23 protein-coding genes are annotated in these 25,033 nt (G+C 64.2%); 8 read left to right on the top strand and 15 right to left on the bottom strand.

What is annotated here, in order from left to right; genetic code table 11:
• Position 1 precedes the first annotated feature (1 nt).
• Complete coding sequence (locus tag ACQ4MM_RS16905) at positions 2-1,537, top strand: methyl-accepting chemotaxis protein (RefSeq protein WP_431478436.1); 1,536 nt, start codon at positions 2-4, stop codon at positions 1,535-1,537.
• On the opposite strand, the gene ACQ4MM_RS16900 is transcribed toward ACQ4MM_RS16905, so the two are convergent.
• Genes ACQ4MM_RS16900 through ACQ4MM_RS16880 form a run of 5 tightly spaced genes read right to left on the bottom strand, consistent with a single transcriptional unit; the run spans position 1,538 to position 5,306 of the window.
• Positions 1,538-2,299 carry a hypothetical protein gene (locus tag ACQ4MM_RS16900; protein ID WP_431478435.1) on the bottom strand — a complete coding sequence of 254 codons (762 nt, stop codon included), beginning with the start codon at positions 2,297-2,299 and terminating at the stop codon, positions 1,538-1,540. It lies immediately after the preceding gene.
• A 21-nt stretch (positions 2,300-2,320) separates the two neighbouring features.
• Positions 2,321-2,911 carry a hypothetical protein gene (locus ACQ4MM_RS16895; protein ID WP_431478434.1) on the bottom strand — a complete coding sequence of 197 codons (591 nt, stop codon included), beginning with the start codon at positions 2,909-2,911 and terminating at the stop codon, positions 2,321-2,323.
• A 13-nt stretch (positions 2,912-2,924) separates the two neighbouring features.
• Positions 2,925-3,380: a hypothetical protein gene (locus tag ACQ4MM_RS16890; RefSeq protein ID WP_431478433.1), complete on the bottom strand. Its 456-nt coding sequence runs from the start codon at positions 3,378-3,380 to the stop codon at positions 2,925-2,927.
• A 36-nt stretch (positions 3,381-3,416) separates the two neighbouring features.
• Positions 3,417-4,100: an alpha/beta fold hydrolase gene (locus ACQ4MM_RS16885; RefSeq protein ID WP_431478432.1), complete on the bottom strand. Its 684-nt coding sequence runs from the start codon at positions 4,098-4,100 to the stop codon at positions 3,417-3,419.
• 30 nt (positions 4,101-4,130) lie between these two features.
• Entirely contained in the window at positions 4,131-5,306 is a 1,176-nt protein-coding gene (locus tag ACQ4MM_RS16880) for a YncE family protein (protein WP_431478431.1), read from the bottom strand.
• A 64-nt stretch (positions 5,307-5,370) separates the two neighbouring features.
• On the opposite strand from ACQ4MM_RS16880, the gene ACQ4MM_RS16875 reads away from it, so the two are divergent.
• Both ACQ4MM_RS16875 and ACQ4MM_RS16870 read left to right on the top strand, forming a co-directional pair.
• A complete protein-coding gene (locus ACQ4MM_RS16875; RefSeq protein ID WP_431478430.1) occupies positions 5,371-5,721 on the top strand; it encodes a hypothetical protein in 351 nt (116 codons plus the stop codon).
• Positions 5,718-7,055 (top strand): hypothetical protein, encoded by a 1,338-nt coding sequence (locus ACQ4MM_RS16870; RefSeq protein ID WP_431478429.1) that lies wholly within the window; start codon positions 5,718-5,720, stop codon positions 7,053-7,055. The genes ACQ4MM_RS16875 and ACQ4MM_RS16870 overlap by 4 nt, the downstream gene beginning before the upstream one ends.
• Here ACQ4MM_RS16870 and waaF read toward each other — a convergent pair.
• Complete coding sequence (gene waaF, locus ACQ4MM_RS16865) at positions 7,045-8,055, bottom strand: lipopolysaccharide heptosyltransferase II (protein WP_431478466.1); 1,011 nt, start codon at positions 8,053-8,055, stop codon at positions 7,045-7,047. The two genes, ACQ4MM_RS16870 and waaF, sit on opposite strands and share 11 nt — an antisense overlap.
• Before the next feature lie 117 nt (positions 8,056-8,172).
• Here waaF and ACQ4MM_RS16860 point away from each other — a divergent pair, with 117 nt between their 5' ends.
• Entirely contained in the window at positions 8,173-9,009 is an 837-nt protein-coding gene (locus tag ACQ4MM_RS16860) for a glycosyltransferase family 2 protein (protein WP_431478428.1), read from the top strand.
• Positions 9,010-9,060: 51 nt separating this feature from the next.
• Here the strand turns inward: ACQ4MM_RS16860 and ACQ4MM_RS16855 are convergent, their stop codons facing one another.
• Positions 9,061-9,660 carry a response regulator transcription factor gene (locus ACQ4MM_RS16855; RefSeq protein ID WP_431478427.1) on the bottom strand — a complete coding sequence of 200 codons (600 nt, stop codon included), beginning with the start codon at positions 9,658-9,660 and terminating at the stop codon, positions 9,061-9,063.
• 2 nt (positions 9,661-9,662) lie between these two features.
• Complete coding sequence (locus ACQ4MM_RS16850) at positions 9,663-11,222, bottom strand: ATP-binding protein (RefSeq protein WP_431478426.1); 1,560 nt, start codon at positions 11,220-11,222, stop codon at positions 9,663-9,665.
• 159 nt (positions 11,223-11,381) lie between these two features.
• On the opposite strand from ACQ4MM_RS16850, the gene ACQ4MM_RS16845 reads away from it, so the two are divergent.
• The gene (locus ACQ4MM_RS16845) at positions 11,382-11,612 is read left to right on the top strand and encodes a DUF6139 family protein (RefSeq protein WP_055931772.1); all 231 of its coding nucleotides are present in this window, start codon (positions 11,382-11,384) and stop codon (positions 11,610-11,612) included.
• 14 nt (positions 11,613-11,626) lie between these two features.
• Here ACQ4MM_RS16845 and ACQ4MM_RS16840 read toward each other — a convergent pair whose 3' ends face one another.
• Genes ACQ4MM_RS16840 through dnaE form a run of 5 tightly spaced genes read right to left on the bottom strand, consistent with a single transcriptional unit; the run spans position 11,627 to position 18,214 of the window.
• Complete coding sequence (locus ACQ4MM_RS16840) at positions 11,627-11,887, bottom strand: KTSC domain-containing protein (protein WP_431478425.1); 261 nt, start codon at positions 11,885-11,887, stop codon at positions 11,627-11,629.
• Positions 11,888-11,905: 18 nt separating this feature from the next.
• A complete protein-coding gene (locus tag ACQ4MM_RS16835; protein WP_431478424.1) occupies positions 11,906-13,120 on the bottom strand; it encodes a hypothetical protein in 1,215 nt (404 codons plus the stop codon).
• Between the two features lie 2 nt (positions 13,121-13,122).
• Positions 13,123-13,284, bottom strand: coding sequence for a hypothetical protein (locus tag ACQ4MM_RS16830; RefSeq protein ID WP_431478423.1), 162 nt, complete (start codon positions 13,282-13,284; stop codon positions 13,123-13,125).
• On the bottom strand, positions 13,253-14,644 hold the full coding sequence (locus ACQ4MM_RS16825) for an MBOAT family O-acyltransferase (RefSeq protein WP_431478422.1): 1,392 nt from the start codon (positions 14,642-14,644) through the stop codon (positions 13,253-13,255). The genes ACQ4MM_RS16830 and ACQ4MM_RS16825 overlap by 32 nt, the downstream gene beginning before the upstream one ends.
• 33 nt (positions 14,645-14,677) lie before the next feature.
• On the bottom strand, positions 14,678-18,214 hold the full coding sequence (gene dnaE / locus ACQ4MM_RS16820; RefSeq protein WP_431478421.1) for a DNA polymerase III subunit alpha: 3,537 nt from the start codon (positions 18,212-18,214) through the stop codon (positions 14,678-14,680).
• 221 nt (positions 18,215-18,435) lie between these two features.
• On the opposite strand from dnaE, the gene ACQ4MM_RS16815 reads away from it, so the two are divergent.
• Entirely contained in the window at positions 18,436-18,738 is a 303-nt protein-coding gene (locus ACQ4MM_RS16815) for a c-type cytochrome (RefSeq protein ID WP_431478420.1), read from the top strand.
• 19 nt (positions 18,739-18,757) lie between these two features.
• Here the strand turns inward: ACQ4MM_RS16815 and ACQ4MM_RS16810 are convergent, their stop codons facing one another.
• A complete protein-coding gene (locus ACQ4MM_RS16810; protein WP_431478419.1) occupies positions 18,758-19,300 on the bottom strand; it encodes a DUF1444 family protein in 543 nt (180 codons plus the stop codon).
• A 162-nt stretch (positions 19,301-19,462) separates the two neighbouring features.
• Between ACQ4MM_RS16810 and ACQ4MM_RS16805 the strand changes: the two genes are divergently transcribed.
• Entirely contained in the window at positions 19,463-20,344 is an 882-nt protein-coding gene (locus ACQ4MM_RS16805; RefSeq protein ID WP_431478418.1) for a sulfurtransferase, read from the top strand.
• Positions 20,345-20,395: 51 nt separating this feature from the next.
• Here the strand turns inward: ACQ4MM_RS16805 and ACQ4MM_RS16800 are convergent, their stop codons facing one another.
• Positions 20,396-21,832, bottom strand: coding sequence for a DEAD/DEAH box helicase (locus ACQ4MM_RS16800; protein WP_431478417.1), 1,437 nt, complete (start codon positions 21,830-21,832; stop codon positions 20,396-20,398).
• Between the two features lie 118 nt (positions 21,833-21,950).
• On the opposite strand from ACQ4MM_RS16800, the gene ACQ4MM_RS16795 reads away from it, so the two are divergent.
• Complete coding sequence (locus tag ACQ4MM_RS16795; protein ID WP_431478416.1) at positions 21,951-25,028, top strand: two-component regulator propeller domain-containing protein; 3,078 nt, start codon at positions 21,951-21,953, stop codon at positions 25,026-25,028.
• Positions 25,029-25,033: the final 5 nt, after the last annotated feature.

Below are 25,033 nucleotides of genomic sequence, written 5' to 3'. Positions count from 1 at the left end.
GATGAAAAACATGAAAATTGGTGCGCGCCTTGGCTTGGCTTTTGCCGTTGTGCTGCTGCTGCTGGCGGCGATGACGCTGGTCGGCATCATGCGTTTGCAAAGCGCCAGCGAAAAAACCGAGGCACTGGTGGCCGAAAACGTGCGCAACGAGCGCCTGGTCGCCGAGTGGCAGAAAGTGGTTGAGGTGAATGCGGCCCGCACCACGGCTGCCTATATGGTGTCCGACGCGGAGCAGCAGAAGTCCATCGAAGCGCAGATGAAGTCCGCTTCCGGCCGCGCTACCGAGATCCAGGACTTGCTGGCCAAGCTGCTGACCAATCCCGCTTCGCGCAGCGCTTACGAAAAAGTGCTGGATAACCGCAAGGCCTATGTCGACCAGCGCAAGGCGGTCTACAAAGCCAAGGCCGACGGCGATATGCAAACCGCGCAGCGCCTGTTCGTCGACATGGAAGCGCGCCGCGTGAGCTACCTGGGCGCGCTCGATGAAGTCACGGACGCCGAGCACCGCAACCTCGATGCGCTTGCCGCTGAAATCCAGGCCGGCAACCGCAGTGGCCGCAACCTGCTGATCATGCTGGGCGTGGCGGCTGTCGCCCTGGGCGTGGGCTTTGCCTGGCTGACCACCCGCTCCATCGTCAAGCCGCTCAATCAAGCGGTGCAGATTGCCCAGACTGTGGCGGACGGCGACTTGAGCCGCCGCATCGAGGCGCATGGCGAGGACGAATCGGGCCAGTTGCTGAAAGCCCTGAAGTCAATGAACGACAGCCTGGCCGGCATCGTCAGCGAAGTGCGGCACGGCACCGAGAGCATCGCCACCGCCTCGCAGCAGATCGCCTCCGGCAACCATGACCTGTCGGCGCGCACCGAACACCAGGCCAGCACGCTGGAACAGACCGCATCGTCAATGGAGGAACTGACGTCCGCGGTGCGCACCAATGCCGACAATGCGCGCGCCGCGCGCGAGCTGGCAGCCACCGCCTCCGACGTTGCGGCGCGCGGCGGCAGCGTGGTGAGCGAGGTGGTCCACACCATGGGTTCGATCAATGCGGCTTCGGCCAAGATCGTGGACATCATTGCGGTCATCGACGGCATCGCGTTCCAGACCAATATCCTGGCGCTGAACGCTGCGGTGGAAGCGGCGCGCGCCGGCGAACAGGGACGCGGCTTTGCCGTGGTGGCGAGCGAGGTGCGCAGCCTGGCGCATCGCAGCGCGCAGGCGGCAGGCGAAATCAAGGAATTGATCAACAACACGGTGCAGCAGGTGCAGGCCGGCAGTGCGCTGGTGAACCAGGCCGGCAGCACCATGGATGAAGTGGTGTCCAGCATCCAGCGCGTTACCTCCATCATGTCGGAAATCGCCTCGGCCAGCAGCGAGCAGACGGTCGGCATCGAGCAGGTCAACCAGGCGATCGTGCAGCTCGATAATGTGACGCAGCAGAATGCCGCGCTGGTGGAACAGGCGGCAGCGGCGGCCAGCGCGATGCAGGACCAGGCCGGCCGCCTGACCGGCCAGGTCGGCCGCTTCAAGCTGGCCTGATCAGTCCTGCAACGCCGGCGGCGACGCGCTGATGGCGCCCACACTGAAATAGCCGCTGAAGCGGCGGTCTTTGCCGCCGAAGCCGATGCGCCTGGCCAGCGTGGCGCCGGTAGGCTCATTGCCGTCAAGCGGATTGGCATCGCAATATGGCGCGCAAGCCCATGCTTTCCCGCCGGTGTAGCGAGCGTGCAGGCTGAGGACATTTTTCGACCTGGCCTGGATATACTGGCCGAACGGCACCGACGCATAAATATCGCCCTTCCCCGCCGCCAGTTGTGCATGGACTCCACCTACCAGGACCAGGTTGTAACCGGTTTCCAGCCGCTGCCGCAGGAAGCTCTCGCCCATCCCGGCATTGATGTCGGCGGCGCCATACAAGGGCACGAAACCGGCCACCTGTACGCCTTTCAGCGCACGGTGCAGTTCCAGCATGGCCTGGCTGGTGCGTCCATCAAGCCGGCGCCAGCGCGGCGACGACAGCAAAGCGGCTTCGTCGATCTCGCCGCGAAGATATTGCCCCGTGTGCTCGGTGTCAGAAGCGTCGAATTCCAGGAATACCTTGACCGGCTCGCCGCGCTCGACGAACTCGCGCACGCAGGCCGAGAAGAATGCCGGAATCTCGTTCGTGCCGTGCATCTCGCCGAAGATAACAGTACCCGACTGCGGCAAGCGCTCCTTCAAGGCGGCATGGCAACTCGCCTGAACGCTCGGCACAGCGCATACCAGCGCAACAAGCAATCCAGGCAAATGAAGCTTCTTCATGCGTCGCTCTCTCTTGGTTTTTTAAGGTGAATTTTTGCGGAACGCGGACGCAATCAGATCCTGCGGAACCAGCAGCACATTCGATGTGAATTCCATGCCGAGCATATTACCCCCATGTACCGCCAAGCACATGTCAAACGGCTCGCGCTGCAAGTCGAATTGCGGTTCCCCTATTCGCGCTCCTATCAATGCTTCGCGCCTGACCGGGGTATACACCGCATAGGTAAAGTCCTGCGTTGCGGCCAGTTCCGCCAGCCCTTCAAGCTTCGCATTGACGGAGCGCCCCTTCCCGTAAACATATCCCGCAGGTACTTCAAGCAACTTGCCCCTGATTGGCTGGCAGGACGCGGCCTGGGCCCCGATATTGAACCCCGTCGTGCGCCGCACTTCGAACAGATTTTTCTTTGAATAAAAGCTGATTTTCAGGACTTCGATCGCGTCTTGCGCCTGCGCCGGGCCGGGGCTCACCTCACCTGCTTCTTCAGGCTTGAAGCTAGCCCGGTCCAGATACGCAACTTCAACCGACTTGAGCCGGAGATCGCCTGGCGCGAAGGATGAGCAGGAGGCCAGCCAAATAGAACAGAGGGCAATCGCCAGTCGCTGAACTGTCATCGATGCCGGTGCCTTATTTGATAAAACGGGCGTAGACGCACCCGATCAATACAAACACCCCGATCATCACGAAGCGGGCGAACCAATCCCTGCTCTGCTGCCGGCTGGCCATCTTGCGCGATAGCTCCGCCGCCTCCGCAATCAATTCACTGTCGTCGGGATGCTGGTAGGTTTCGTCCGGCGTGCGATAGGTTTCAAGTTCATCGCCTCGCACGCGGGCACCCAGCAAGCCGGCAAGTTCAATCATCAGGCGCAGGAACTCCACGCTGGGGTTCTTGGCCCAGAGTTCTCCATCCTCCAGCAGCATGATTTCGCTCTCGTCGCCTTGCTCGGGGCGACAGATGAGCGGGTCCGGCTGCGCATCCTGGTCGAATGCGAGGCGTCCGGACATCCGGCTGATGGCCTGCGTCACTTCCTCCAACCCGATGGGATCGGAAGCCGCACGCAAAATGGAAATGTGATAGCCCATACGGGCCGAGTATAGCGTTAATGTTTCGGCAACATGCTATCGAAAAATCACCGAAATGGCATTGGCCAGCGCCTGCGGCTGTTCGAGGGGAATCAGGTGACCCGCGTTCGGCACCGTCACCAGCTTTGCGCCGGGAATGCCGTCGGCCAGCTCGCGCGCCTCTTCCGGGCTGCGCAACTGGTCGTCGGCTGCCGCAACCACCAGGGTAGGACATTGGACGTCAGGCAGGCGGGCGGTATCGGCATCGCGCACGATCAGCGACTGGCGTATGAAGACTTCGCGGCCAAGGCGCTCGCCCATCAGGCGCACCTGCGCCACCAGCGCTTCGTTCGTTGAATTATCCGGGTGCAGCGATTGCGCGATGGCGGCGCGCCCCAGTCCACGGAAGGCGCCGATAGGTTTGGCGCGCGCCGCCCTGCTGCGCTGCTCAACCTGCAGCGGCAAGTCGGCCCGGCTGGAAGTAGCGACCAGCGCCAGCGACTGCACACGCCCGGGCGCCAGCCGCACGATTTCGCGCGCGACATAGCCGCCCATCGAGAAGCCAAGCAAGGCGAATTGCGGCGGGCAGTTCGCCAATACTGCCTGCGCCATGGCGGCGATGGAATCGCCTTCGGCCAGGCTGGCGAAATGCAGCGGTAGTTCGGGCGGCAGGAATGGCAGCATGCCATCCCACAATGCGTCGTCCAGCATGTAGCCGGGAATCAGGACCAGCGGTGTCATGCCGCGAGTATAACGGTGCCGCCGGCAAGCTCAATGCCCCATCATCTCGTTCCACTGCGGCAGCAGCACGATACTGTTGGGGTTCAGGCCCGCGTTCTTCAGCGTATCCATGCTGGCAACCACGGTTCCGGACTGCAGGTCGACCACGGTGACCGAGCCGTCGCTCATGCCCGGCAGGTTAAGCAAGGCATTCTGCACGAAGGCATACTTGCCGTCCTTGGTGAAGGCAACGTGGTGCGCGCCTTCCGCTGTGGGAATTGACTTGAGCAGCTTCGGCTCCCCCACCTTGGCGGAAATGTCGAAGATGTGCAGCTGGCCCGGCTTGGCACTGCTCACATACAGGCGCGTGGCAGCCTTGTTGAAGTAGATTTCCAGCGGCACCCCTGCCTTGGCTTCGGCAAAGTCATACACCTGCGCCACCTCGAAATCCTTCTTGTCCTTGTTCCAGCTGGCCGTCCACAGCGTGCCGCCATACATATTGGTGATGTAGGCCACGGCGGGTTTGGCATTCGGCACGAACAGGATTTCCACCGGCGCCTCGCCGGCCGGCGACGCCTTCCTGGACACCTTGTAGGTGCCCAGCACCTTACCGGTGCTGGCTTCCACCGCGCTGATCACCTCCCCCGCGTCGCCCAGGTCGGAAGCGCGCACGGTCGATGTCAGCAGGATCCGGTCGGCGGCGCCGGAAACTGCCAGGCCGTGCGGATACGGTGCCGCCACCTTGATGGTCGACAATACCTTGTCGCTGACGGCATCCCCCACCACCATGGCCTGGCTGCCCATGCAGCTGACATACCAGCGCTTGTGGTCGGGCGAGAATGCCATATCCTCGCCTACGCTGCATTCGGGGATGCTGACGGTGGTCATGGCGTAGTCCCTGGACTTCATATCCATCACGCGCAGTTCGGTCTTGCCCAGCGCCGTGATATAGGCCTTGCTCATATCGTGGTTATAGAAGATATGGTGCGCCACCAGGTCGGACGGCAGCGGCATGTCCTTGACGATCTTGCCGAAGGTCCTGGACTTGGGATCGACATCGACAATCGCAATGCCCTCCTTGCGTGCCGCCGGCGCCACCGGGTTCTTGAGCGCCTTGAGCGACTCGGCGGACTTGCTTTCATAATTCATCATCGCCAGGATCTCGGCGTTGGCCAGGGCCGGAGCGCCCAGGGCGACTGCGAGGGGAAGCAGGAAACGGATACGCATGGTCCACTCCTTCTTTTGCAGGGTCAGTCGTTGAATACTACGCCTGCCGGAGTAGAATCTCCACATGCGCCTGCCCCGCCAATACTGGCTGATTGCAACGCTAACGCTGTTGGCGGGGGCACCTGTGGGTGCCGCGCAACAGAGTGCCAGTTTCGAAATAAGGCAGCAGCGCATTGCCAGTCCCGCGCCCACGCTGCGCCTTGCGCAGGGCGACACGCTGGTGCTGCAATTGCGCAGCGATACGCCGCTCGAGCTGCACCTGCACGGCTATGACCTGATGTTGTCGCTCAAGCCCGGCAAACCCGGGCGCCTGCAACTGCAGGCGCAGACTGCCGGCCGCTTCCCCCTTGCGGCGCATGGCAAAGGCCAGCGCCATGCGCCTGCCCTGCTTTACGTGGAAGTCACTCCCAGATGAAGCGCTGGCTGCTGGCTGCCATTCCATTGCCGGCGCTGGCGCATGGATTCGGCCAGCGCTTTGACCTGCCGCTGCCTTTATGGATGTTCATGGCCGGCGCCGGCGCCACTGTCGCCGTCACCTTCCTGTTGCTGGCGCGCCAGCGCCATCTGCAGCCGCGCGCGCCGGGACAGGCTTTCACTCTGCTGCAACACATACCGCTGGCCGGCGCACTGGCGACCAGCCTGCGGCTGGCGGTACTGGCGCTGTACCTGCTGGTGCTCTGCGCCGGCTTTTTCGGGACCCAGAATCCGTTCAAGAATATCGCGCCCGCCATGGTATGGGCGGTCTGGTGGGTTGGCCTGGCTTTCGTATCGGCCCTGCTGGGCGACCTGTGGGCGCTGGTCAATCCGCTCGATACCATGTACCGCTGGACGCTGGGCGAGCGCCGCGCCGTCCTGGCCTGGCCGCGCTGGGCCGGCGTGTGGCCGGCAGCCCTCCTGTTCTTCGCCTTCGTGAACATGGAGCTCAACTGGGAAGGCAGCGAGCAGCCGGCCAGCCTGGCCGCCGCCATGCTGGCCTATTCCTGCCTGTCCTGGCTGGGCATGTTCCTGTTCGGTCGCCGCACCTGGCTGGCGCATGGCGAGGTGTTTGCCGTGGTATTCGGCATGCTGGCGCGCTTTGCGCCCAACCAGGTGCGGCGGGGCCGCTGGCAGCTGCGGCCTTTCGGCGCCGGGCTGCTGGTGCGGGCGCCGCTGGGCTGGTCGCATATCGTGCTGGTGATGCTGATGCTGGCCTCCGTCAGCCTGGATGGCTTGCTGGAGACCCAGCCGTGGCTGGATTTGCAAGACGCGGTGGCGTTGCCGCCCGCCCTGCTGCGCTGCGCGGCGTTATGCATCTTGCCGGCCGTGTTCCTGCTGGCTTACCTGGCAGTGTGCCGAGCGATCGCCTGCTGCGGCGGCGGTGCCACGCTGGCGCCGACGGCCGGCTGGTATGTGCTGACGCTGGTGCCGATTGCGATCGCCTACCATTTCGCCCATTACCTGTCGTTCCTGGCCATGGCGGGGCAATACCTGATTCCCCTCGCTTCCGATCCGCTCAACCTCGGATGGGACCTGTTCGGCACCCGCTTCTACTTCGTCCGGCTGGGCCTGGTCGATGCGCGCATGGTCTGGTACGTGTCGCTGTTCGCCATCGTGGCGGGACATGTGGCGGCGGTATGGCTGGGGCACCAGACGGCCTTGCGCCAGTTCGGGACGCGCGCCACCCGCAGCCAGTTGCCGATGCTGGCGCTGATGGTGGCTTACACCCTGCTCAGCCTCTGGATCATCGCCCAGCCCATCGTCAACGGTTGAGCATGGGCTCCAGCGTTTGCCACACCTGGCCGGCACTGATGCCGTGCATGCAGTTCTGATGGCCGAGCGGGCATTCGCGCTGGCGGCATGGCGAGCATTCCAGGCGCAGCGAGATCGAGGCCGCCAGGTCGGAGAATGGCGGCGCGTGATCGGGATCGGTCGGGCCGTAGATGGCAATCACCGGCCGGTTCAGCGCGGAAGCCACGTGCAGCAGGCCGGAGTCGTTGCTGACCACGGCCGCCGAGCGGGCAATCAGGGCCACGGCATCGGCCAGGCTGGTCTTGCCGGCCAGGCTGGCCAGGCCGGCCGGCGCACCGGCAGCGGCAATGACTTCATCGCATGCCGGGCCGTCCTTGGGCGAACCGAGCAGCGCAACCTGGGCTTGCGGGTCGCGTGCCAGGATCTGCTGCGCCAACTGGCCGAAATGCGCGGGCGGCCAGCGCTTGGCCGCGCCGAATTCGGCGCCCGGCGCAAACACCACCAGCGGGCGCGCCGGATCCAGGCCGGCCTTGGCGCAGGCAGCGGTCATCTGCTCGCTGCTGGCGGCCATGCGCGGCTTGGGCAGGCTGCTGCGCAGCGGCGCCGCCGGCGCATCGGCCAGCGCGGCATAGAACGGCACCATCGGCCGCGGCGGCGTGTCGTCATGGTGCATCACGTTGATCAGCCCATAGCGGCTCTCGCCCTTGTAGCCGACACGGCGCGGAATACCGGCCAGCCACGGGATCAGGGCGAATTTCAGCGTGTTGGGCAGGATATAGGCGTCGGCATAGCCGCGCTGGCGCAGCAGGCGCGCAAAGCGCCAGCGCTCCTTCAACTGCAGCGCACCATGGCGGAACGGGGTCTCCAGCACTTCGGCCACTTCCGCCATCTGGCGCCAGACCGGGGCAACCGCAGGCGGCGCCAGCACGTCGATCGGGCGCTCCGGGTGGGCTGCCTTCAGCAGCTGCAGCAGCGGCTGCGCCATCACGGCGTCGCCGATCCAGTTGGGAGAGATCACCAGGGTCCTCACGGGCGAGCCTCCGGTACGCCGCAAGCGGTGCCGGCGATCAGGCGCTGATATACTGGCGGATTGGCGCCTGCCAGCAGGACGGCAATTCTTCTTAATTTTTTAGCATCCATGCGACAAGCTTCAACCATCTCGTTAATTATCACCACATACAATCGTCCGGACGCTCTGTCGGCCGTGGTGCAGGCCTGTTTTGCGCAGGACGACAAAAACTTCGAGATCATTATCGCCGATGACGGATCGACCAACAACACGCGGGAAACCATAGCGGCCCTGCAGGCGCGCTCGCCGGTGCCGATGAAGCACGTATGGCAGGAAGATATCGGCTTTCGCGCCGCGCGCGCGCGCAACCTGGGCACCCTGGCGGCCCAGGGTGAATACATCATCTTCATCGATGGCGACTGCGTGCCGCAGCAGGACTTCATTGCCAACCACCGCCGCCTGTCCAAACCCGGCTTCGTGGTGACCGGCAGCCGGGTGCTGCTGAGCGAAGCCTATACGCGCCGTTTGCTGGAGCAGCACCTCGACATCCAGCGCCTGGGGCCGCTGGAAAAATTCAAGCTGTACCTGGCCGGCAGCGCCAATAAATTCCTGCAGACGATGCTGACCCTGCCGGACCTGGGCCGCGAAAGCAAGCGCTTTACTTGGCGCCGGATCAAGAGCTGCAATATGGCGGTCTGGCGCAGCGACCTGGAGCTGGTGAACGGCTTCGACGAAAGTTTCACCGGATGGGGCCATGAAGATTCCGACCTGGTGGTGCGCCTGTTCAATGCCGGCGTCATGCGCAAGAGCGGCGCTTTCGCCACCGAGGTGTACCACCTGTGGCACCGCGAAGCGAAACGCGACCAGGAATCGAGCAACCGCTCGGTGGTGCTGAAACGGGCCGAAGACAAGACCACGCAAGCCGTCGCCGGCCTGCGCGAGCTGGGCGCAGGCACTGCCGCCTGATCGGCGCGGAATCGAGGCTTGGCCGGAGTTTAGTCGGGGCTTAGCCGGCGCTCATTCGCGCAGCGCGACGCGCACCAGGTCGGCCACGTTATCCACGCCCAACTTGGCCATCAGGCGCGCCTTGTGCACTTCCACGGTACGCACGCTGATATTCAATTGCGGCGCAATTTCCCGGTTGTGGCGCCCCATCACCACCAGTTCGAATACTTCGCGCTCGCGTGGGGTCAGCTCGCCCAGCAACTGGTCGCGCTGCTGGCGGCGGTCCTGGTCCTGGCGCTGGCGCAACTGCATCGAGAACGCTTCTTCGATGGCGGCAATCAGCTTGTCGTCGTCAAACGGCTTTTCCAGGAAATCGACGGCGCGCGCCTTGAAGGCTTCGCGCGCCGAACTGACGTCGCCATGGCCGGTCACGATAATCACCGGCAGCAGGCAGTTCATTTCATTGAGCTTGCGCTGCAAGGTCAGCCCGTCCATGCCGTCCATGCGGATGTCGGCTACCAGGCAGCCGGCCCATTCGGGCAGCCAGGCCTGCAGGAAGGCTTCGGCACTGGCAAAAACGGCGGTGCGGTAACCGCGCACGCCCAGCAGCAGGCCGAGGGCATCGCGCAGTGAAGGATCATCGTCGACGATGAAAACAGTAAGATTTGACAAGGCTATTCTCCAGAGTCCAGCGCCGGCAGTATAAATCGAAAGATGCCGTGATCGGCAACTTCTGCCCATAAAGTTCCACCGTGCGCCTCCACGATGGAGCGGCTCAGCACCAGTCCCAAACCCATGCCGCTGGCCTTGGTCGACACGAAAGGCTCGAACAGCCGCCCCGCCGCTTGCTGCGTCAGGCCGTCGCCGCTGTCTTCCACCGTGAAGCGCAGCTTGCCGCCGATATTTTCCGCCGTGAGGCTGATGCTGCGCTGCCCGGCAGGACGCATGCGCACCGCATCCAGGGCATTGGCCAGCAGGTTGCGCAGCACCAGTTCCACCTGCAGGCGATCGACCTGCACCGCCAGCGCCGGTGCTTCGGCGATGCTGACCACCACCCCGTGTTCGGCGAACTGCGGCCGGAATTGCTGCACGATGCCGGCCTGCAGGGTAGCGGCGGCGACCGACTCCAGCTGCATGGCGCCGGTGCGGAAGAAGTCGCGCAGGCGCCGCACCACTTCCGCCGCGCGCGCCGATTCATTGATCATCTGCCCAATGGCATTTTTCAGCAGTTCGCCCGCATCGCCGCGTGCCAGCAGGTGCTCGCACGCCTTGCCGTACACCGCCAGCGCCGTCATCGGCTGGTTCAGTTCATGCGCCAGCGCGGCCGCCATTTCGCCTGCTGCGGCCAGGCGCAAGGTCTGCTTCAATTCCTCCGCCACCTGGCGCCGCTCATCGACCACGATACCGATGAAGAAACCCACCAGCGCCAACACCGCGTCCAGCATCTGCAATTCGGACACGGTGATGTTATCGGCGTGGTTGGCCCGCACCAGCGCCACGATCGCCAGCTGCAGCACGAAAACCACCAGCGCCGCGCCATGCACGCCCTGGCGCGAAGCGGCCCAGATCAGCGGCAGGAACAGGAAATAGAAGTGCTTGAACTCGGCCGTCATGATGTAGCCGAACACCGCCCACAGCACGAAAATCGCCAGCGCCAGGTAGCCCACGGTTTCCGGCTTCCAGGTCGCCTCGCGCAGGCGCGCCCGGTCCTGCGGGTTGACCAGCTTCCATAGCAGCGGCATGCTGACCACCACCCCCACCATGTCGCCGAAGCCGAAGCGCCATACGGCGCGCAGCCAGTCGCCCCACGGCACCAGCCCGAGCCAGGCCAGCAGGCTGATATGGCCGACCGCGTTCAGCATGGTGCCGGCCGCTACAATCATCAGCCAGCGGTAGAAACTGGTACGCGAACTGAAAATGGTACCGCCGCCCAAGGCCCGCCGCAGGATCTCGCCCAGCAGGCCGTAGCCGCAGGTCAGCCAGGCGGCCGTCAGCAGGGTGCCGGCCAAGCCGCCCGGCACGCCGCGCACCAGGACGTCGCCGGCCACCAGCGCCGCGAACCAGGTCAGCGCCGCGCGCCGGCCGTACACCAGCCAGAACACCAGGCCCAGTGCGGTGTCCGGATTCCAGGGAGTGATGTTCAGGCCAAGCAGCGGCTCGACATAGGTGATCCAGTCGAACAGCAGGTAGGCGGTGAAAAATCCGGCGGCCGGCAGCAGAAACGGAAAACGCATAGAGAAATTCGCGGGCTTCACGGCAATTTGTTGATCCTGGTTAATTTTACTGCCTCGCTTCACTGGCCCAGCAATCTTGCATGGCCACGGCCATGCAAGCGGAGTAGAATCAAGGCGTTACGCCAGCCTGTGCGTAGGACTAGTTGAAGGGAGATGAAGATGCGCCTGGATATCTACCGCCGTGCCGAACATGACGGCATTTTTTCCTACCTCGCCGTGCCCGAGGGCAAACCCATCCCACAGGAAGCCATCAATACCGACTGGCTGCCAGCCGAGCAATCGCTGGAAGTCGATGATGATGTGCAAGGCCTGCCTGATTACCACATCGACCGGCTGACCCAGCAGATGGGCAGCAAAGGCTACGCCATCACCGGATTGAAAGACATGTAAGCGGGCCGGCGGCGTCAGTCGCCGAACAAGTCGTCAAGTCCGGCGGGGCGCGATCCCGCCTGCGGCTTGGCGCGCCCTTTGCGGCCGCTGAATTCTTCCTCGATGTTGTCGCGATAAAAGCTCCACGCGCTGCCCGATGTGGACAGGCGCTGCCAGACATCGCGCCCTACGCCTTCGTAATCGATGGCGCTGCCGTCGTCGAACTCGATGCGCAGCATGCGTGCGCGCTCGTCGTAGCCGATGGCGCGCAGCTTGCCTGCGTTGATGCGTTTCATTTCCATCTCATTGCTCCCTTATTGCCCCTGCTCCAGGCGGCGCGCCGCGCGCGCCACCAGCTCTTGTGCTTCGGCGAACAGGGCCGGTTGTACGGCAGCACAAGCCGTGCGCTCGGCGGCAATACGCTGCCGGTCCTGCTCCAGGTTTTGCAAGGACAGCGCCATGCCGAAGCCATTTTCCGGCGCGCCGGCCAGCATGCGCCGCATCATTTCCTCGCCCAGCGCGGGCTTCTGGTGCCCGGCCTCCCAATACCACTGCGTTGTGCCCTTCTCGTTCGGCCCCGGAATGGCCTCGCAATTGAATGCGCCGAAACCGCTGAAGTCGTTCACCACGATGCGCGCCTGTGGATAACGGGCGCGCGCGGCCTCGGCTTCTTCCAGCACGATGCGCTTCCACTCCTCGAAGCGCGGCCACATGCCGCTCGCCTCGTACAGCGCCAGCAACTGCGCATGGTAAGCGTACACCATCAGGTGCATGTCGACACCGGGATTATCGCCCGCCGCCGCGTCGACCAGGGCGCGCAATTCCGCCCGCAGTCCTGCGCGGTCAAGGCCGCCTGGCGCTTTCTTAACCAGCGACGCCGCGTTCTCCTCCGCCCGCTGGCGGAAGATCTTGTAATAGCCGTCGTAGCGCGCAAATTTGACGTACTGGTTCAAGGGATTCAACCCGCGCTCGGTCATGGTCTCGGCCTCGCGGTCGCCCTGCATGGCAAAGGTGGTTGCCGCATCGCGCAAGGCGGCCAGCGAGAACAGGCTCTCTACGCGCCAGCCCAGTTTGGCGGCTCCCGCCACCGGCGCCTGGCGTGCGCCGCCGCGCTGGCCCGGCGCCAGCAAGGCATCATGGAAATCGATGCCGGCAATCACGCGCGAAGGCTTGACGCCCAGGCTGCGCAGATAGCGCAACTGCCCGACCGCCACCATGGTGCCGGTTCCCGCCAGTCCCAGGTTGTAGGCGCCGCCGCCCAGCTGCGGGCTGTCCGGATCGAAGCCGACTTCCACCCGCGAATTCCCGAGCAGGAACTGGCTGGCGCCCAGGCGCCTGGCCCCCGTCAGCTTGATCTCGTTGCGGAAGTGCTGCGGCACCGGCTTGTCGGCGTTCAGGCCAGGTTTGCGCACCACGCCGTACAGGCCATAGGGGTCGGCCAGCACGACCACGCTGGCCACCAGCAGCACGCCCGCCAGCATGGCCAGGCCCAGTTTGCGCAAGTAATGATGGTGCGAAGCGTTGCTCATGGTCAGAACTGGAAATAAAGGAATTCGCTTGGCCGCGACAGGGCCAGCAGGCAGAGCACGGCCAGCATGCCGGCCGCCAGTGCCGGACGCGGTGCAGGCAGCCAGGCCAGGCGCGCCGGCGCCGCCGTGCCGTCATGGTCCAGCGCGGGCTCGAAGCGATGCATGATTTGCTGGGTATTGGGCGCGCAGAAAGCCACCAGCGCGGCAACCACAACCCAGCACCAGGTTTCGATGAACTGGGTGGCGCCACCCAGCGACCACTTGATTCCCAGCGGCGCCAGCGCCTCGCGCAGCCCGCCCAGGCGGGCGGCCGATGGCATCCGGCAGCGCCACGCCGTACTGGCCCGACATGCCGGCCACGATGCGCAAGGCGGAAGGCAGGTCCGCCGCGCGGAAAAAGACCCAGGCATAAACCACGGCAATGAAGGTCAGCGCCCAGGCCGCGACAGCCCCGGCCCTGCTGCCGCCTTGCCAGCCCAGGCGCGCCTTGAGCATCTGCCAGGCGTGGGCGATGACCAGGTAAGCGCCGTGCAGCCCGCCCCACAACACGAAATTCCAGCTGGCGCCGTGCCACAGGCCGCCCAGCAGCATGGTCGCCACCAGGTTCACCTTGGCGCGTACGGCGCCGTGGCGGTTGCCGCCCAGCGGAATGTACAGGTAGTCGCGCAGGAAGCGCGACAAGGTCATGTGCCAGCGCCGCCAGAATTCGACGATATTGCGCGCTTTGTAGGGCGAATTGAAGTTCAGCGGCAGGTGCACGCCGAACATGCGCGACAAGCCGATCGCCATGTCCGAGTAGCCGGAGAAATCGAAATAGAGCTGGAACGCATACGCCAACACGCCGCCCCATGCCATCAGGAGTGTCGGCTCGCCTGGTGCCGCGAACAACGCGTTGGCGTAGGGCGCCAGCGTATCGGCCAGCAGCGTTTTCTTGGCCAGGCCAATGATGAAAATGGTGGCGCCGACCGAGAAGTTCTCGGCGCGCGGCAATGCATTCCGCGGGTCAGCGAACTGCGGCATCATTTCCTTGTGGTGCAGCACCGGCCCGGCCACCAGGTGCGGGAAATAGGTGACGAACAGCAGGTAGTGGATGAAGCGCCCTTCCTGCACGAAGCCGCGCGCCGTATCGACCAGGAAGGCGATCTGGGTGAAGGTGAAGAACGATATGCCGATCGGCAGCACCACCTGCAAGACGTCCGCCTGCTGGCCGGTCAGGCTGGTGTAGAAGAAGTTGGCGTACTTGTAGTAGCCGAGCAGCACCAGGTTGGCCGCCACGGCGCCGCCCAGCCACCAGTTGCGCGCACTGCCCCGGGCGCGCCGAATGGCCTGGGCGCAGCCATAGTTGGCGACGATCGAACCAAGCAGCAGCGGTACATAGCGCACGTCCCACCAGCCGTAGAAGAACAGGGAGGCCAGCGCCAGCCATGCCACGCCCCAGGTAGGGTGGCGGCGCGCGAGCAGAAAATAGCCGATCAGGGTGACCGGCAGGAAGCCCAACAGGAAGCTGAAGGAATTGAATAGCATGGGTGAAAATGTTATCACCCATGCAATAGCACATCAATACTCGATTGCCACTTCCTGCGCTCCCAGGCCCTGTTCCAGTGCGATTTTCAGCGCATCCGACGGCGCCAGGCGCCATTCGTCGCCAAGTTGCAACACACAGTCGATGCCTTGCGGCTTGACGCGCATCGACACCGGCAGGCCGTATTCGTCGCGGTGCGGGCCCAGGATCTCGGCCAGCTTGGCCGGCGGCACGGCCTTCGGCAGCGCCAGTCCGATCTGGCGGCCGAACTGGGTGCGCGCCGCGGTGATGTTGTAGACCTTTTCCGCCGAAATGCGCAGGCCGCCCGAGAAGCGGTCTTCCGACACCTTGCCCGTCACGCACAGGAATTCGTCTTCCTTGAACATATGCTTGTTCGGTTCGAAGACTTCGTTGTAGACGGTAACTTCGACCACGGCGGTCTTGTCGTCCAGCGTCACGATCAGCAGCTTGCCGCGCTGGGTCATCTGGGTACGGATGCCGGAAATCACGCCGCACATCATGCGCGGCTCGCGCGACGGCTCCAGCTCGGACAGCTTGGTGCGCGCGAAACGGCGCGCTTCCTGCTGGTAGGAGTCGAACATATGGCCGGACAGGTAGTAGCCCAGCGCGATCTTTTCCTCCGCCAGCTTTTCACGGTCCGTCCACGCCGTAGCCTGCACATAATCGGGCGGCGCCACCAGGTCGGAATCGTCGCCGCCGAACAGGCTGACCTGGTTGGCCGACTTGGCTTCCTGGTCGGCGTACTCCATGGCGAAGCTCACCGACGCGAACAGCACCGCACGATCGACGCCGAAGCCGTCAAACGCGCCGGCGCGGATCAGCGCTTCGATGGTGCGGCGGTTCATCTGTTTCTTGTCGACCCGCTTGCAGAAGTCGAACAGGCTGGTGAACGGGCCGTCCGCGATGCGCGCGGCGATGATCGCCTCGATCGCATTCTGGCCCGCGCCCTTCACGCCACCCAGGCCGTAGCGGATCCTGGTCGCCTTCTTGCCCGCGTCAGCGTCCGGGCGGAAGTGGTATGCCGACTTGTTGACATCCGGCGGCAGGATGGTCAGGCCGCAGACGTCGATCGAGTCTTCGACCAGGATTTTCAGCTTCTCGGTATCGTCCATGGCCAGCGACATGTTGGCTGCCATGAACGCTGCGGTGTGGTGATGCTTCAGGTAGGCGGTGTGGTACGACAGCAGCGCGTACGCGGCAGCGTGCGACTTGTTGAAGCCGTAGCCCGCGAACTTTTCCATCAAGTCGAAGATCTCGTCGGCCTTCTCGACGGTCAGGCCACCCTCTTGCGCGCCCTTGCGGAACAACTCGCGGTGCTCCGCCATCTCCTCGGCTTTTTTCTTACCCATCGCGCGGCGCAGCATGTCCGCGCCGCCCAGCGAGTAGCCGCCGATGATCTGCGCCATCTGCATAACCTGTTCCTGGTAAACCATAATGCCGTAGGTTTCGGACAGGATGCCCTCGGTGCGCGGATCGGGATAATCGAATTTCTCGCCGTGCTTACGCTTGCAGAAGTCCGGGATCAGGTCCATCGGGCCCGGACGGTACAGCGCCACCAGCGCGATAATGTCCTCGAAGCGGTCGGGACGCGCGTCTTTCAGCATGCCCTGCATGCCGCGCGATTCAAGCTGGAACACGGCGACGGTTTTCGCCTTGGTCAGCAGCTCGTACGTCGGGCGGTCGTTCAGCGGCAGCTTGGCCAGGTCGAATTCAGCCAGTTCCTGGTCGAGGTCCTTGATGTAATTGACGGCGCGGTCCAGGATGGTCAGCGTGGTCAAGCCCAGGAAGTCGAACTTCACCAGGCCGATCGCCTCCACGTCGTCCTTGTCGAACTGCGACACCACGCCGGTATCGCCGGACTGGGTGTACAGCGGGCAGAAGTCGGTCAGCTTGCCCGGCGCAATCAGGACGCCGCCGGCGTGCATGCCGATGTTACGGGTGATGCCTTCCACCTGCTGCGCCAGATCGAGCAGCTGGCGCACTTCCTCTTCGTTTTCCTGGCGCTCTTTGAGCAGCGGCTCCTCTTCGATCGCCTCCGCGATCGAGACCGGCTTGCCCGGCTTGAACGGGATCAGCTTCGACACGCCGTCGCAGAAGTTGTAGCCGAAGTCCATCACGCGGCCCACGTCGCGGATCGCGCCCTTGGCCGCCATGGTACCGAAGGTGGCGATCTGCGATACCGCCTCGCGCCCGTACAGGTCCTTCACGTGCTGGATCACCAGTTCGCGCTTTTCCTGGCAGAAGTCAATATCGAAGTCGGGCATCGATACCCGTTCCGGGTTCAGGAAACGCTCGAACAGCAGGTTGTATTTGAGCGGGTCCAGGTCGGTAATCTTCAGCGCATAGGCCACCAGCGAGCCTGCGCCGGAGCCTCGGCCCGGTCCAATCGGCACGCCGTTGTTCTTGCCCCACTGGATAAACTCCGCAACGATCAGGAAGTAGCCAGGGAACTTCATCTTGATGATGGTGTCGTTCTCGAACTTCAGGCGCGCCTCGTAGCGCGGGCGCTCCTTCTCGCGCTTTTCCGGATCCGGGAACAGCTGGATCAGGCGCTCTTCCAGGCCCTTGGTGGTTTCGGCGACCAAGAATTCGTCGATGGTCATGCCCGGAGTCGGGAAGTTCGGCAGCTGCGGCTTACCCAGTACCAGCGACAGGTTGCAGCGCTTGGCGATCTCCACCGAGTTTTGCAGCGCAGCCGGCAGGTCGTGGAACAGCTCGGCCATCTCCGCCTGGGTCAGGAAGCGCATCTGCTCGTTGAAACGCTTGACGCGCTTGGCGTTGGCCAGCATCTCGCCTTCGGCGATACAGACGCGCGCTTCGTGGGCGATGTATTCTTCCTGCGACAGGAACTGCACCGGGTGCGTCGCCACCACCGGCAAGCCAAGCTTGGCGGCCAGCGCCACCGACTGGCGCACCTGCGCTTCCTGGTTGGCCTGGCCGGCGCGCTGGATCTCAACGTAGAAATGGCCGTTCGGGAAAATGCCGGCCCACTTGCGGGCATTGGCTTCCGCCAGTTCCAGGTTGCCATGCTCGATGGCCTGGCCGATGTCGCCGAAATGGGCGCCGGACAGGGCGATCAGGCAGTTGCGCGGATCTTCGCCAGGCAGCAGCGGGTACTGCCGGTTCGGCAAGTCGCGCAGCCACTCGGTGCGGATCTCCGCGCGGCCCTTCCACTGGTTGTTCAGCCACGCTTCCGACAACAATTCGCACAGCTGCAGGTAGCCCATGCGGTTCTTCGCGAACAGCATGAGGCGATGCGGCTTGTCACGGTTTTCATCGTTGGTGATCCAGGTATCGACACCGACGATAGGCTTGATGCCCTTGCCACGCGCTGCCTTGTAGAAGCGCACCATGGCGAACATATTGGCCAGGTCGGTGATGGCCAGGGCGCCCTGGCCATCCTTGACCGCCTTCTTGATCATGTCGTCATAGCGCACCAGGCCGTCGACAATCGAATATTCCGTATGCACGCGCAGGTGGACGAATTGCGGTCCCACGGGCGCTGCGGCTGGCGTGGCGTCTACTGGCTGGTCGATTGTTTCAATGCTCATGGGCGGGCGGCTTTTAAGTCGAATATCCCCCTATTTTAACGCCTGAGCTGCCTGGACTGCTATTCGTGGGCGGCATCGCCAGCGGTGCGGCCCGCGACGCTCGCCGGCGCGAATGCAGTGTGGTTCAGTGCGGGACGCGCGATAATTGCTTACAAATGAGCCCGTCACGCCCGCATGGCGCGGCTAGAATCACCCTTACCAATCCACCCTTGGAGATGAAGATGAAAATTGTTGCTGCTGCCCTGCTGATGACCGCCTCGCTGGCGGCCTATGCGGAAGAATCTGAGCAGTTGGCCAAGTCGAAGAGCTGCTTTGCCTGCCACGCCATGGCCAAAAAGCTAGTGGGGCCGTCGTTCAAGGATGTCGCGGCCAAATACAAGAGCGACAAGGGCGCCGAAGACAAGCTTGTCCTGAAAATCCTGCAGGGCGGCTCCGGGGTCTGGGGCGCAGTCCCGATGCCGCCCAATCAGGTGACCGACGCTGAGGCGCACCAGCTGGTGCGCTGGGTCCTGGCGCAGAAGTAAGCGCTAACCGGGGCCACCTTCACGCAGGCTTGCGGAGGCGGAAGGTATTCCTGCTGATCAGGTGGTCGCCGTTCGCATGGACGCGTTCCACCATTTCCTTCAGCGCCGCGACGCCTTCCTCCGACGCCATGTCGCAGAAGGCCAGGACGTCGCGCGCCGGCACGGCGACCATGAACCCTTCGTCCACCAGGTCCGCCAGGTCGCGCTGCCACAGCGCCTGCAGCAGGAACATGCTGGCCTCGAAATTGCCATCGACGAAAACGCCAAAGACCGGACCGTGCTGCTCGACCCGCAGATGCTGGCTGCACAGCTGGTCCAGGTTGGCGATAGCCAAGCGGTGCAGCTGCGCCGCATCGATGCCGGCTTCAGCCAGATGGCGATGCTGCACGTAGACCAGCCCTTCCGGCTGATCGACTACATAGGCCGCCATCAGGCCGGAACCCACCGGGCGTAGTACCGGGCTATCTGGCTCAGGCAAGGCAATCGCCGCCTCGCCGCCTGCTTCGGCCGTGCTTTTCAGGTAGGCCACCGCACGGGCCAGGAATTCGTGCGTGGGATTCATTGCTGCGCCATCTTGCATTGGATTGATCTTTCTATTTTGCATCAGTTGATGGCAATTATTTCACACCATTTAAGCATTTGACAATCCCTGCCTATTATTTGGGCATTCCGCCGAGTGCGGCTATAATGTCGACTGTTCCGGATTCAATCGATTACCAATCCCATGCAAGCAACCATCGACAACGCGCCTGCGACCCCAGACGCGGCACCAGCCGTTTACGTCAATATCGCGGCCTACAAATTCATCACCCTGGACCAGCTGGACCAACTGCGCCCGCAATACCAGGACATCTGCGCCCGCCTGGACCTGAAGGGCACCATTCTGCTGACCCCGGAAGGCATCAATATGTTCCTGTCCGGCACCCGCGGCAATATCGACGAGTACCTGGCCTGGGTGCACAGCGATGCCCGCCTGGCGGACCTGGAAGTGAAGGAAAGCCTGTCGACTGAACAGTCGCACCGCCGCATGCTGGTGCGCATCAAGAAAGAAATCATCACCATGCGCCACCCGCTGATCCGTCCGGAGGACGGCCGCGCACCGCATGTGCAGGCAAAAGACCTGAAGCGCTGGCTGGACCAGGGCCACGACGACAACGGCAAGCCGGTCGTGATGGTCGAAACCCGCAACGACTACGAAGTGGATGTTGGCACGTTCAACAACACGGTCGACTACCGCCTGACCAAGTTCACCGAATTCCCGGAAATCATCGAGAAGCACAAGGCCGATTTTGAAGGCAAGACCGTGGTGACCTTCTGCACCGGCGGCATCCGCTGCGAAAAGGCGGCGATCCACATGCAGAATATCGGCTATGACAATGTGTACCAGCTCGAAGGCGGCATCCTGAAGTACTTCGAGGAAGTCGGCGGCGCGCACTACACCGGCGACTGCTTCGTGTTCGACTACCGCACCGCGCTCAACCCGCAGCTCGAACCGACGGAAACCAGGCAGTGCTTCGCCTGCCGCGCCGTGGTTACCCCGCGCCAGCAGCTGGCGCCGGAATACGTGGCGGGGGTTTCGTGCCCGGCCTGCTTCGGCAAGCACTAAGCGGCAAGCGATAAGAAAAAGGCCCGTTGAGCAACGGGCCTTTTTTACATCTTAGCCTTTCGGCAGTCCACCCAGCAGGGCAGCGATTTTCTGCTTCGGCTTGGCCGGAGCGGCCGCCACCGCAGCTGCCGCCGCGCCATTGCTGCGGGTCGGCTCATACGGTTTCAGGAACCATGGATCGACTTTCTCGCGGCGTGGCGAGAGCGACGGTCCGTCGCCACGGCCTTCACGGCGCTCACCGCTGCGCGGCGCCGAACGGTCCGCCTGGGTGCGGTCGCGGCGGCGGTCGCCGTGGCGCTCGTCGCTGCGGAAACCGCCCGGCACAAAGCCTTCCAGCGTGCCGCGCGGGACGGTCTGCTTGATCAGCTTCTCAATATCGAGCAGCAGGCGTTCGTCCTTGTCCGAGAAGATCGAAATCGCGTCACCGGAAGCGCCGGCGCGGCCGGTACGGCCGATGCGGTGCACGTAATCTTCCGCGTTATATGGCAGGTCGAAGTTGATCACGCACGGCAGGTCCGAAATATCCAGGCCGCGCGCCGCCACGTCGGTGGCGACCAGCACATCGATCTCGCCTTTCTTGAAAGCGTCAAGCGCCTGCATGCGCTCCTGCTGCGTCTTGTCGCCGTGGATGGCGGAGGCCTTCATGCCTTCTGCCGCCAAACCGCGCGCCAGGCGCGAGGCGCCGATCTTGGTGTTGGAGAATACGATCACCTGTTTCAGCTCGCGCTGGCGCAGGATATGGGCCACGGCATCGCGTTTATGGTCTTCATTCACCTTGTACACCACCTGGGTCACGCGTTCGGCGGTCGCATTGGAACGCGCCACTTCGATCGTGATCGGGTCGGTCAGGAAGCTGGAGGCCAGCTTCTTGATCTCCGGCGAGAAGGTGGCCGAGAACATCAGGTTCTGGCGCTTCTTCGGCAGCAGGTTGATGATGCGCTGCAGGTCGGGCAGGAAGCCCATGTCGAGCATGCGGTCGGCTTCGTCCATGACCAGCATCTGCACCTGGCCCAGCGAAATATTCTTCTGCTCCACATGGTCCAGCAGGCGGCCCGGGGTGGCGATCACGATTTCCACGCCACTGCGCAGCTTTTCAGTCTGCGGCTTCATGTCCATGCCGCCAAAGACCACGGTGGAGCGCAGCGGGGTGTGCTTGCAATACGCCGCCACGTTTTCCGCCACCTGCACCGCCAGTTCACGGGTCGGTGCCAGCACCAGGGCACGCACCGGGTGGCGCGCCGGGCTCATCGACGTGTTGGCTTGGGCCAGCAGCAGCTGGATGATCGGCAGGGAAAACCCCGCCGTCTTGCCGGTGCCGGTCTGGGCGGCACCCATCACGTCGCGACCCTGCAGCAGGATCGGGATCGCTTGCGCCTGGATCGGCGTTGGGTGCACATAACCCTGGTCGGTCAGTGCGCGCAGGATTTCCGGCGCCAGGCCGAAATCGGCGAACTTTACTTGCACAGGGGTGTTCTCAATGTCAGACATACAATTCTTTAGTTAACAGCGGCCAACCCCGCATGATACCCGAGAACTGTGGTAAAGCGCATGGATTGCGGCTGCGGAGCGGAAATTATTGCTGAGATGGAAGCTATAATGTAACTAAATGAATGCTATCAACGCTCGCGGCTGGCATCTGAGCCGCTATATCTTGCTGATCGTCCTGGCCAGCAGCCTGTTCGCGGCTGTGGCCCAGGCCGCCGCGCCATCGCTGCGCTTCCGCAAACTCGGGCCGCTCGGCAATGATGAACCGTCAATGTTATCGCTGCTGCAAGACCAGCGCGGCTTCATGTGGATCGGCACCCAAGCGAACGGCCTGTACCGCTACGACGGCTACCGCGTCACCAAATACCGCAGCAAGGCCGGCGACCCGCGCAAGCTGCCGCATGACCGCGTCGCCGCGCTGTTTGAGGATAAGCAGGGCAGGCTGTGGGCCGGCACCCAGAATGGCTTGGCGCGCTTTAATCCGGAAAGCAATGATTTCACGGCCTTCGTGCCCGGCAATGCCCCGCATAGCGGCCGCATCGTCCGCGCCATTGTGGCGGATGGTGCAGACGGCATGTGGCTGGCGACCTGGGGCGGGCTGCAGCACTTTGAGCCGGGCACCGGCAAGTTCACCGTCCACCTGCACGATCCGGCCCGTCCCGGCAGCCTGGGCGGCAACGACCTGAACGCGCTGGCGGTCGATAGCAAGGGCGGCGTCTGGGCCGCGACCTGGCCTGGCGGCCTGGACTACCTGCCCGCCGGCAGCAGCGAGTTCGAGCACCGCCGCGTCGACAAGGGCCAGGACCCGAACGCGCGCGCCAACATCGTGCGCGCCCTGAAATTCGACCGCAACGGCGTGCTGTGGATCGGCACCGAAGGCGGCGTGTGGCGCTGGGACAGCAGCCAGCCGTGGGACACGCGCGCCAGCGTGAGCGTGCCCGACAGCCGCGTCACCAGCTTTTATTTCGACCGCGACGGCACGCTATGGGCCACCACCCTGTCGGCCGGCCTGCTGCGCTGGGATGCCCTGGCCCAGCGCTTCGACCAGTACAGCCACAACAGCGACGACCCATACTCGCTGCCGGGCGATAACCTGCGCGCCATGCTGCAGGACCGCGGCGGCATGTTATGGATCGCCTCCTTCACCGACGGCGTTGCCCTGGTCAACCTGAGCAGCAGCGGCTTCACGCGCTACCTGCCCTACCGCCTGGACGGACGGCACGGGCGCGCCAACAACGCTTTGCTGAGCCTGCAAAGCGGCCCCAAAGGCACGGTCTGGGTCGGCGGCAACCTCGGCGTCGGCCAGTTCGACCCGGCCAAGGGCGAAGTGCTGCGGCGCTACCAGGCCGACGGCCGCCCGGGTTCGATCAACAGCAATATCGTGTACAGCCTGTACCAGCAGCCCGGCGGCCCGCTGTGGGTGGGCACGGCCAACGGCTTGAACCGGCTCGATGCGCCGGACGGCAAGTTCCAGCTGGTGCGCTTCGGCAACACCGCGAGCGACTTCATCAACGCCATCGCGCCCGGCAAGGATGGCGTGCTGTGGCTCGGCACCGGCAACAGCCTGGTGCGCTACGACACCCAGCGCGACCGCTCCCTGCTGTTCTACCACGACCCGCAAAACCCGGACAGCCGCAGCGTCGGCGGCGCCAGCGTGGTGCTGGAAGACAAGCAAGGCCGCGTCTGGATGGGTTCGGAATTCAACGGCGGCGGGCTCGACCTGCTGGACCCGGCCACCGGCAAGTTCCGCCACCTGCGCGCCGGCGGCCCGGAAGGCATGATCGACGATAACGTCACCGCGCTGCACCAAGACGCCGACGGCCGGCTGTGGGTCGGCACCTCGCGCGGCCTGGTGCAGGTGGAAGAAACCGCGCGCGGCGGCCTGCGCCTGCGCTCGCACGCGGCGGCCGTGCAGCACCTGAAAACGCTGTCGATCCAGTCCGACGCCAAGGGCAGGATCTGGGTCAGCACGCTGGCCGGCCTGTTCCGCCTGAATCCCGGCAATGGTTCGGCCCAGCTCTACACCGTGGCCGACGGCATGACCGACGGCTTCACCACCAATGCCTCGGCGCCCGGCGCGGACGGCAAGCTGTACTTCGGCGGCGTACACGGCATGACCGGCATCGAACCGGAACAGGTGCGCAGCGACTCGGTGCCGCCGCAGGTCGCCATCACCGACATCAAGCTGTTCAGCCACTCCCTGAGCGAAGGCCGCTTCCGCGAGCAGGCCCGGCTGGAAGGCCCGCTGACGGCGCCGACCGGCCTAGTGCTGTCGTCGCAGGCAACCGCCTTCACCATCGAATTCGCCGCCCTGCATTTCACCGAACCGTCGCAAAACCGCTACGCCTACCAACTGGAAGGCTTCGACCCGGACTGGCAGGAAACCGACGCCGAGCGACGCGTGGCCACCTACACCAACCTCGACCCGGGCCGCTATGTGTTCCGGGTGCGCGCCGCCAACCACCACGGCAGCTGGAGCGAACATGCCGCCACGCTGGAGGTGACCATCACGCCACCGTTCTGGCAGACCACCTGGTTCCGCCTGGCTGCCGCTGCCCTGATCCTGGGCGGCTTGTGGAGCCTGTACCGCTGGCGCATCCGGCGCCTGACGCGCCTGCAGGCCGTGCTGGAACAGCAAGTCGCCGCCCGTACCGTCGAGCTGGAAGACTCCAACCGCAAGCTCGAAGCGCTGAGCCAGACCGACGGCCTGACTGGCGTCAGCAACCGGCGCGGCTTCGACCTGGCGCTGGAAGCGGAATGGCGGCGCGCCCAGCGCACCGGCCAGCCGCTGGCGCTGTCGATGCTGGATGTGGACTACTTCAAGAAATACAATGACCGTTATGGACACCTGGCCGGCGATGCCACGCTGCGCGCGGTGGCGCGGGTGATCACCGAACACGGCCGGCGCAGCTCCGACCTGGTGGCGCGCTACGGCGGTGAAGAGTTTGCGCTGCTGTCGGTCGCCACGCCAGGCGCCGACGCGATCGGCGTGGCGCAGACCATCTGCAGCGAACTGGCGCGCCTGCAACTGCCGCACGATGCCTCGCCGCTGGGCCACGTCACCATCAGTATCGGCGTGGCGGTGCTGGTGCCAACCGAGCACGGCCGCCCGGAACAGCTGGTGCGCCTGGCGGACGAAGCGCTGTACCGGGCCAAGCAGCGCGGCCGCAACCAGGCTTTGCTGGCAATGGAAGAATAATGGAC

Origin of the sequence: Massilia eburnea, from assembly GCF_050709955.1 — a bacterium.
GTDB classification, from domain to species: Bacteria; Pseudomonadota; Gammaproteobacteria; order Burkholderiales; family Burkholderiaceae_D; genus Rugamonas; species Rugamonas eburnea_A.
This window is presented reverse-complemented; position numbering and strand designations above follow the sequence as displayed.

What these genes read in the sequence shown, in the direction of transcription:
- ACQ4MM_RS16810 (WP_431478419.1), bottom strand. Translation starts at nt 19,300, where the DNA reads ATGAATCCCACGCACGAATTCCTGGCCCGTGCGGTGGCCTACCTGAAA.
- ACQ4MM_RS16825 (WP_431478422.1), bottom strand. Translation starts at nt 14,644, where the DNA reads ATGCTATTCAATTCCTTCAGCTTCCTGTTGGGCTTCCTGCCGGTCACC.
- ACQ4MM_RS16905 (WP_431478436.1), top strand. Translation starts at nt 2, where the DNA reads ATGAAAAACATGAAAATTGGTGCGCGCCTTGGCTTGGCTTTTGCCGTT.
- ACQ4MM_RS16800 (WP_431478417.1), bottom strand. Translation starts at nt 21,832, where the DNA reads ATGTCTGACATTGAGAACACCCCTGTGCAAGTAAAGTTCGCCGATTTC.
- ACQ4MM_RS16845 (WP_055931772.1), top strand. Translation starts at nt 11,382, where the DNA reads ATGCGCCTGGATATCTACCGCCGTGCCGAACATGACGGCATTTTTTCC.
- ACQ4MM_RS16875 (WP_431478430.1), top strand. Translation starts at nt 5,371, where the DNA reads ATGCGCCTGCCCCGCCAATACTGGCTGATTGCAACGCTAACGCTGTTG.
- ACQ4MM_RS16835 (WP_431478424.1), bottom strand. Translation starts at nt 13,120, where the DNA reads ATGAGCAACGCTTCGCACCATCATTACTTGCGCAAACTGGGCCTGGCC.
- ACQ4MM_RS16850 (WP_431478426.1), bottom strand. Translation starts at nt 11,222, where the DNA reads ATGCGTTTTCCGTTTCTGCTGCCGGCCGCCGGATTTTTCACCGCCTAC.
- ACQ4MM_RS16805 (WP_431478418.1), top strand. Translation starts at nt 19,463, where the DNA reads ATGCAAGCAACCATCGACAACGCGCCTGCGACCCCAGACGCGGCACCA.
- ACQ4MM_RS16895 (WP_431478434.1), bottom strand. Translation starts at nt 2,911, where the DNA reads ATGACAGTTCAGCGACTGGCGATTGCCCTCTGTTCTATTTGGCTGGCC.
- ACQ4MM_RS16880 (WP_431478431.1), bottom strand. Translation starts at nt 5,306, where the DNA reads ATGCGTATCCGTTTCCTGCTTCCCCTCGCAGTCGCCCTGGGCGCTCCG.
- ACQ4MM_RS16830 (WP_431478423.1), bottom strand. Translation starts at nt 13,284, where the DNA reads ATGCATCGCTTCGAGCCCGCGCTGGACCATGACGGCACGGCGGCGCCG.
- ACQ4MM_RS16900 (WP_431478435.1), bottom strand. Translation starts at nt 2,299, where the DNA reads ATGAAGAAGCTTCATTTGCCTGGATTGCTTGTTGCGCTGGTATGCGCT.
- ACQ4MM_RS16795 (WP_431478416.1), top strand. Translation starts at nt 21,951, where the DNA reads ATGAATGCTATCAACGCTCGCGGCTGGCATCTGAGCCGCTATATCTTG.
- ACQ4MM_RS16840 (WP_431478425.1), bottom strand. Translation starts at nt 11,887, where the DNA reads ATGAAACGCATCAACGCAGGCAAGCTGCGCGCCATCGGCTACGACGAG.
- ACQ4MM_RS16815 (WP_431478420.1), top strand. Translation starts at nt 18,436, where the DNA reads ATGAAAATTGTTGCTGCTGCCCTGCTGATGACCGCCTCGCTGGCGGCC.
- ACQ4MM_RS16890 (WP_431478433.1), bottom strand. Translation starts at nt 3,380, where the DNA reads ATGGGCTATCACATTTCCATTTTGCGTGCGGCTTCCGATCCCATCGGG.
- dnaE (WP_431478421.1), bottom strand. Translation starts at nt 18,214, where the DNA reads ATGAGCATTGAAACAATCGACCAGCCAGTAGACGCCACGCCAGCCGCA.
- ACQ4MM_RS16885 (WP_431478432.1), bottom strand. Translation starts at nt 4,100, where the DNA reads ATGACACCGCTGGTCCTGATTCCCGGCTACATGCTGGACGACGCATTG.
- ACQ4MM_RS16860 (WP_431478428.1), top strand. Translation starts at nt 8,173, where the DNA reads ATGCGACAAGCTTCAACCATCTCGTTAATTATCACCACATACAATCGT.
- ACQ4MM_RS16870 (WP_431478429.1), top strand. Translation starts at nt 5,718, where the DNA reads ATGAAGCGCTGGCTGCTGGCTGCCATTCCATTGCCGGCGCTGGCGCAT.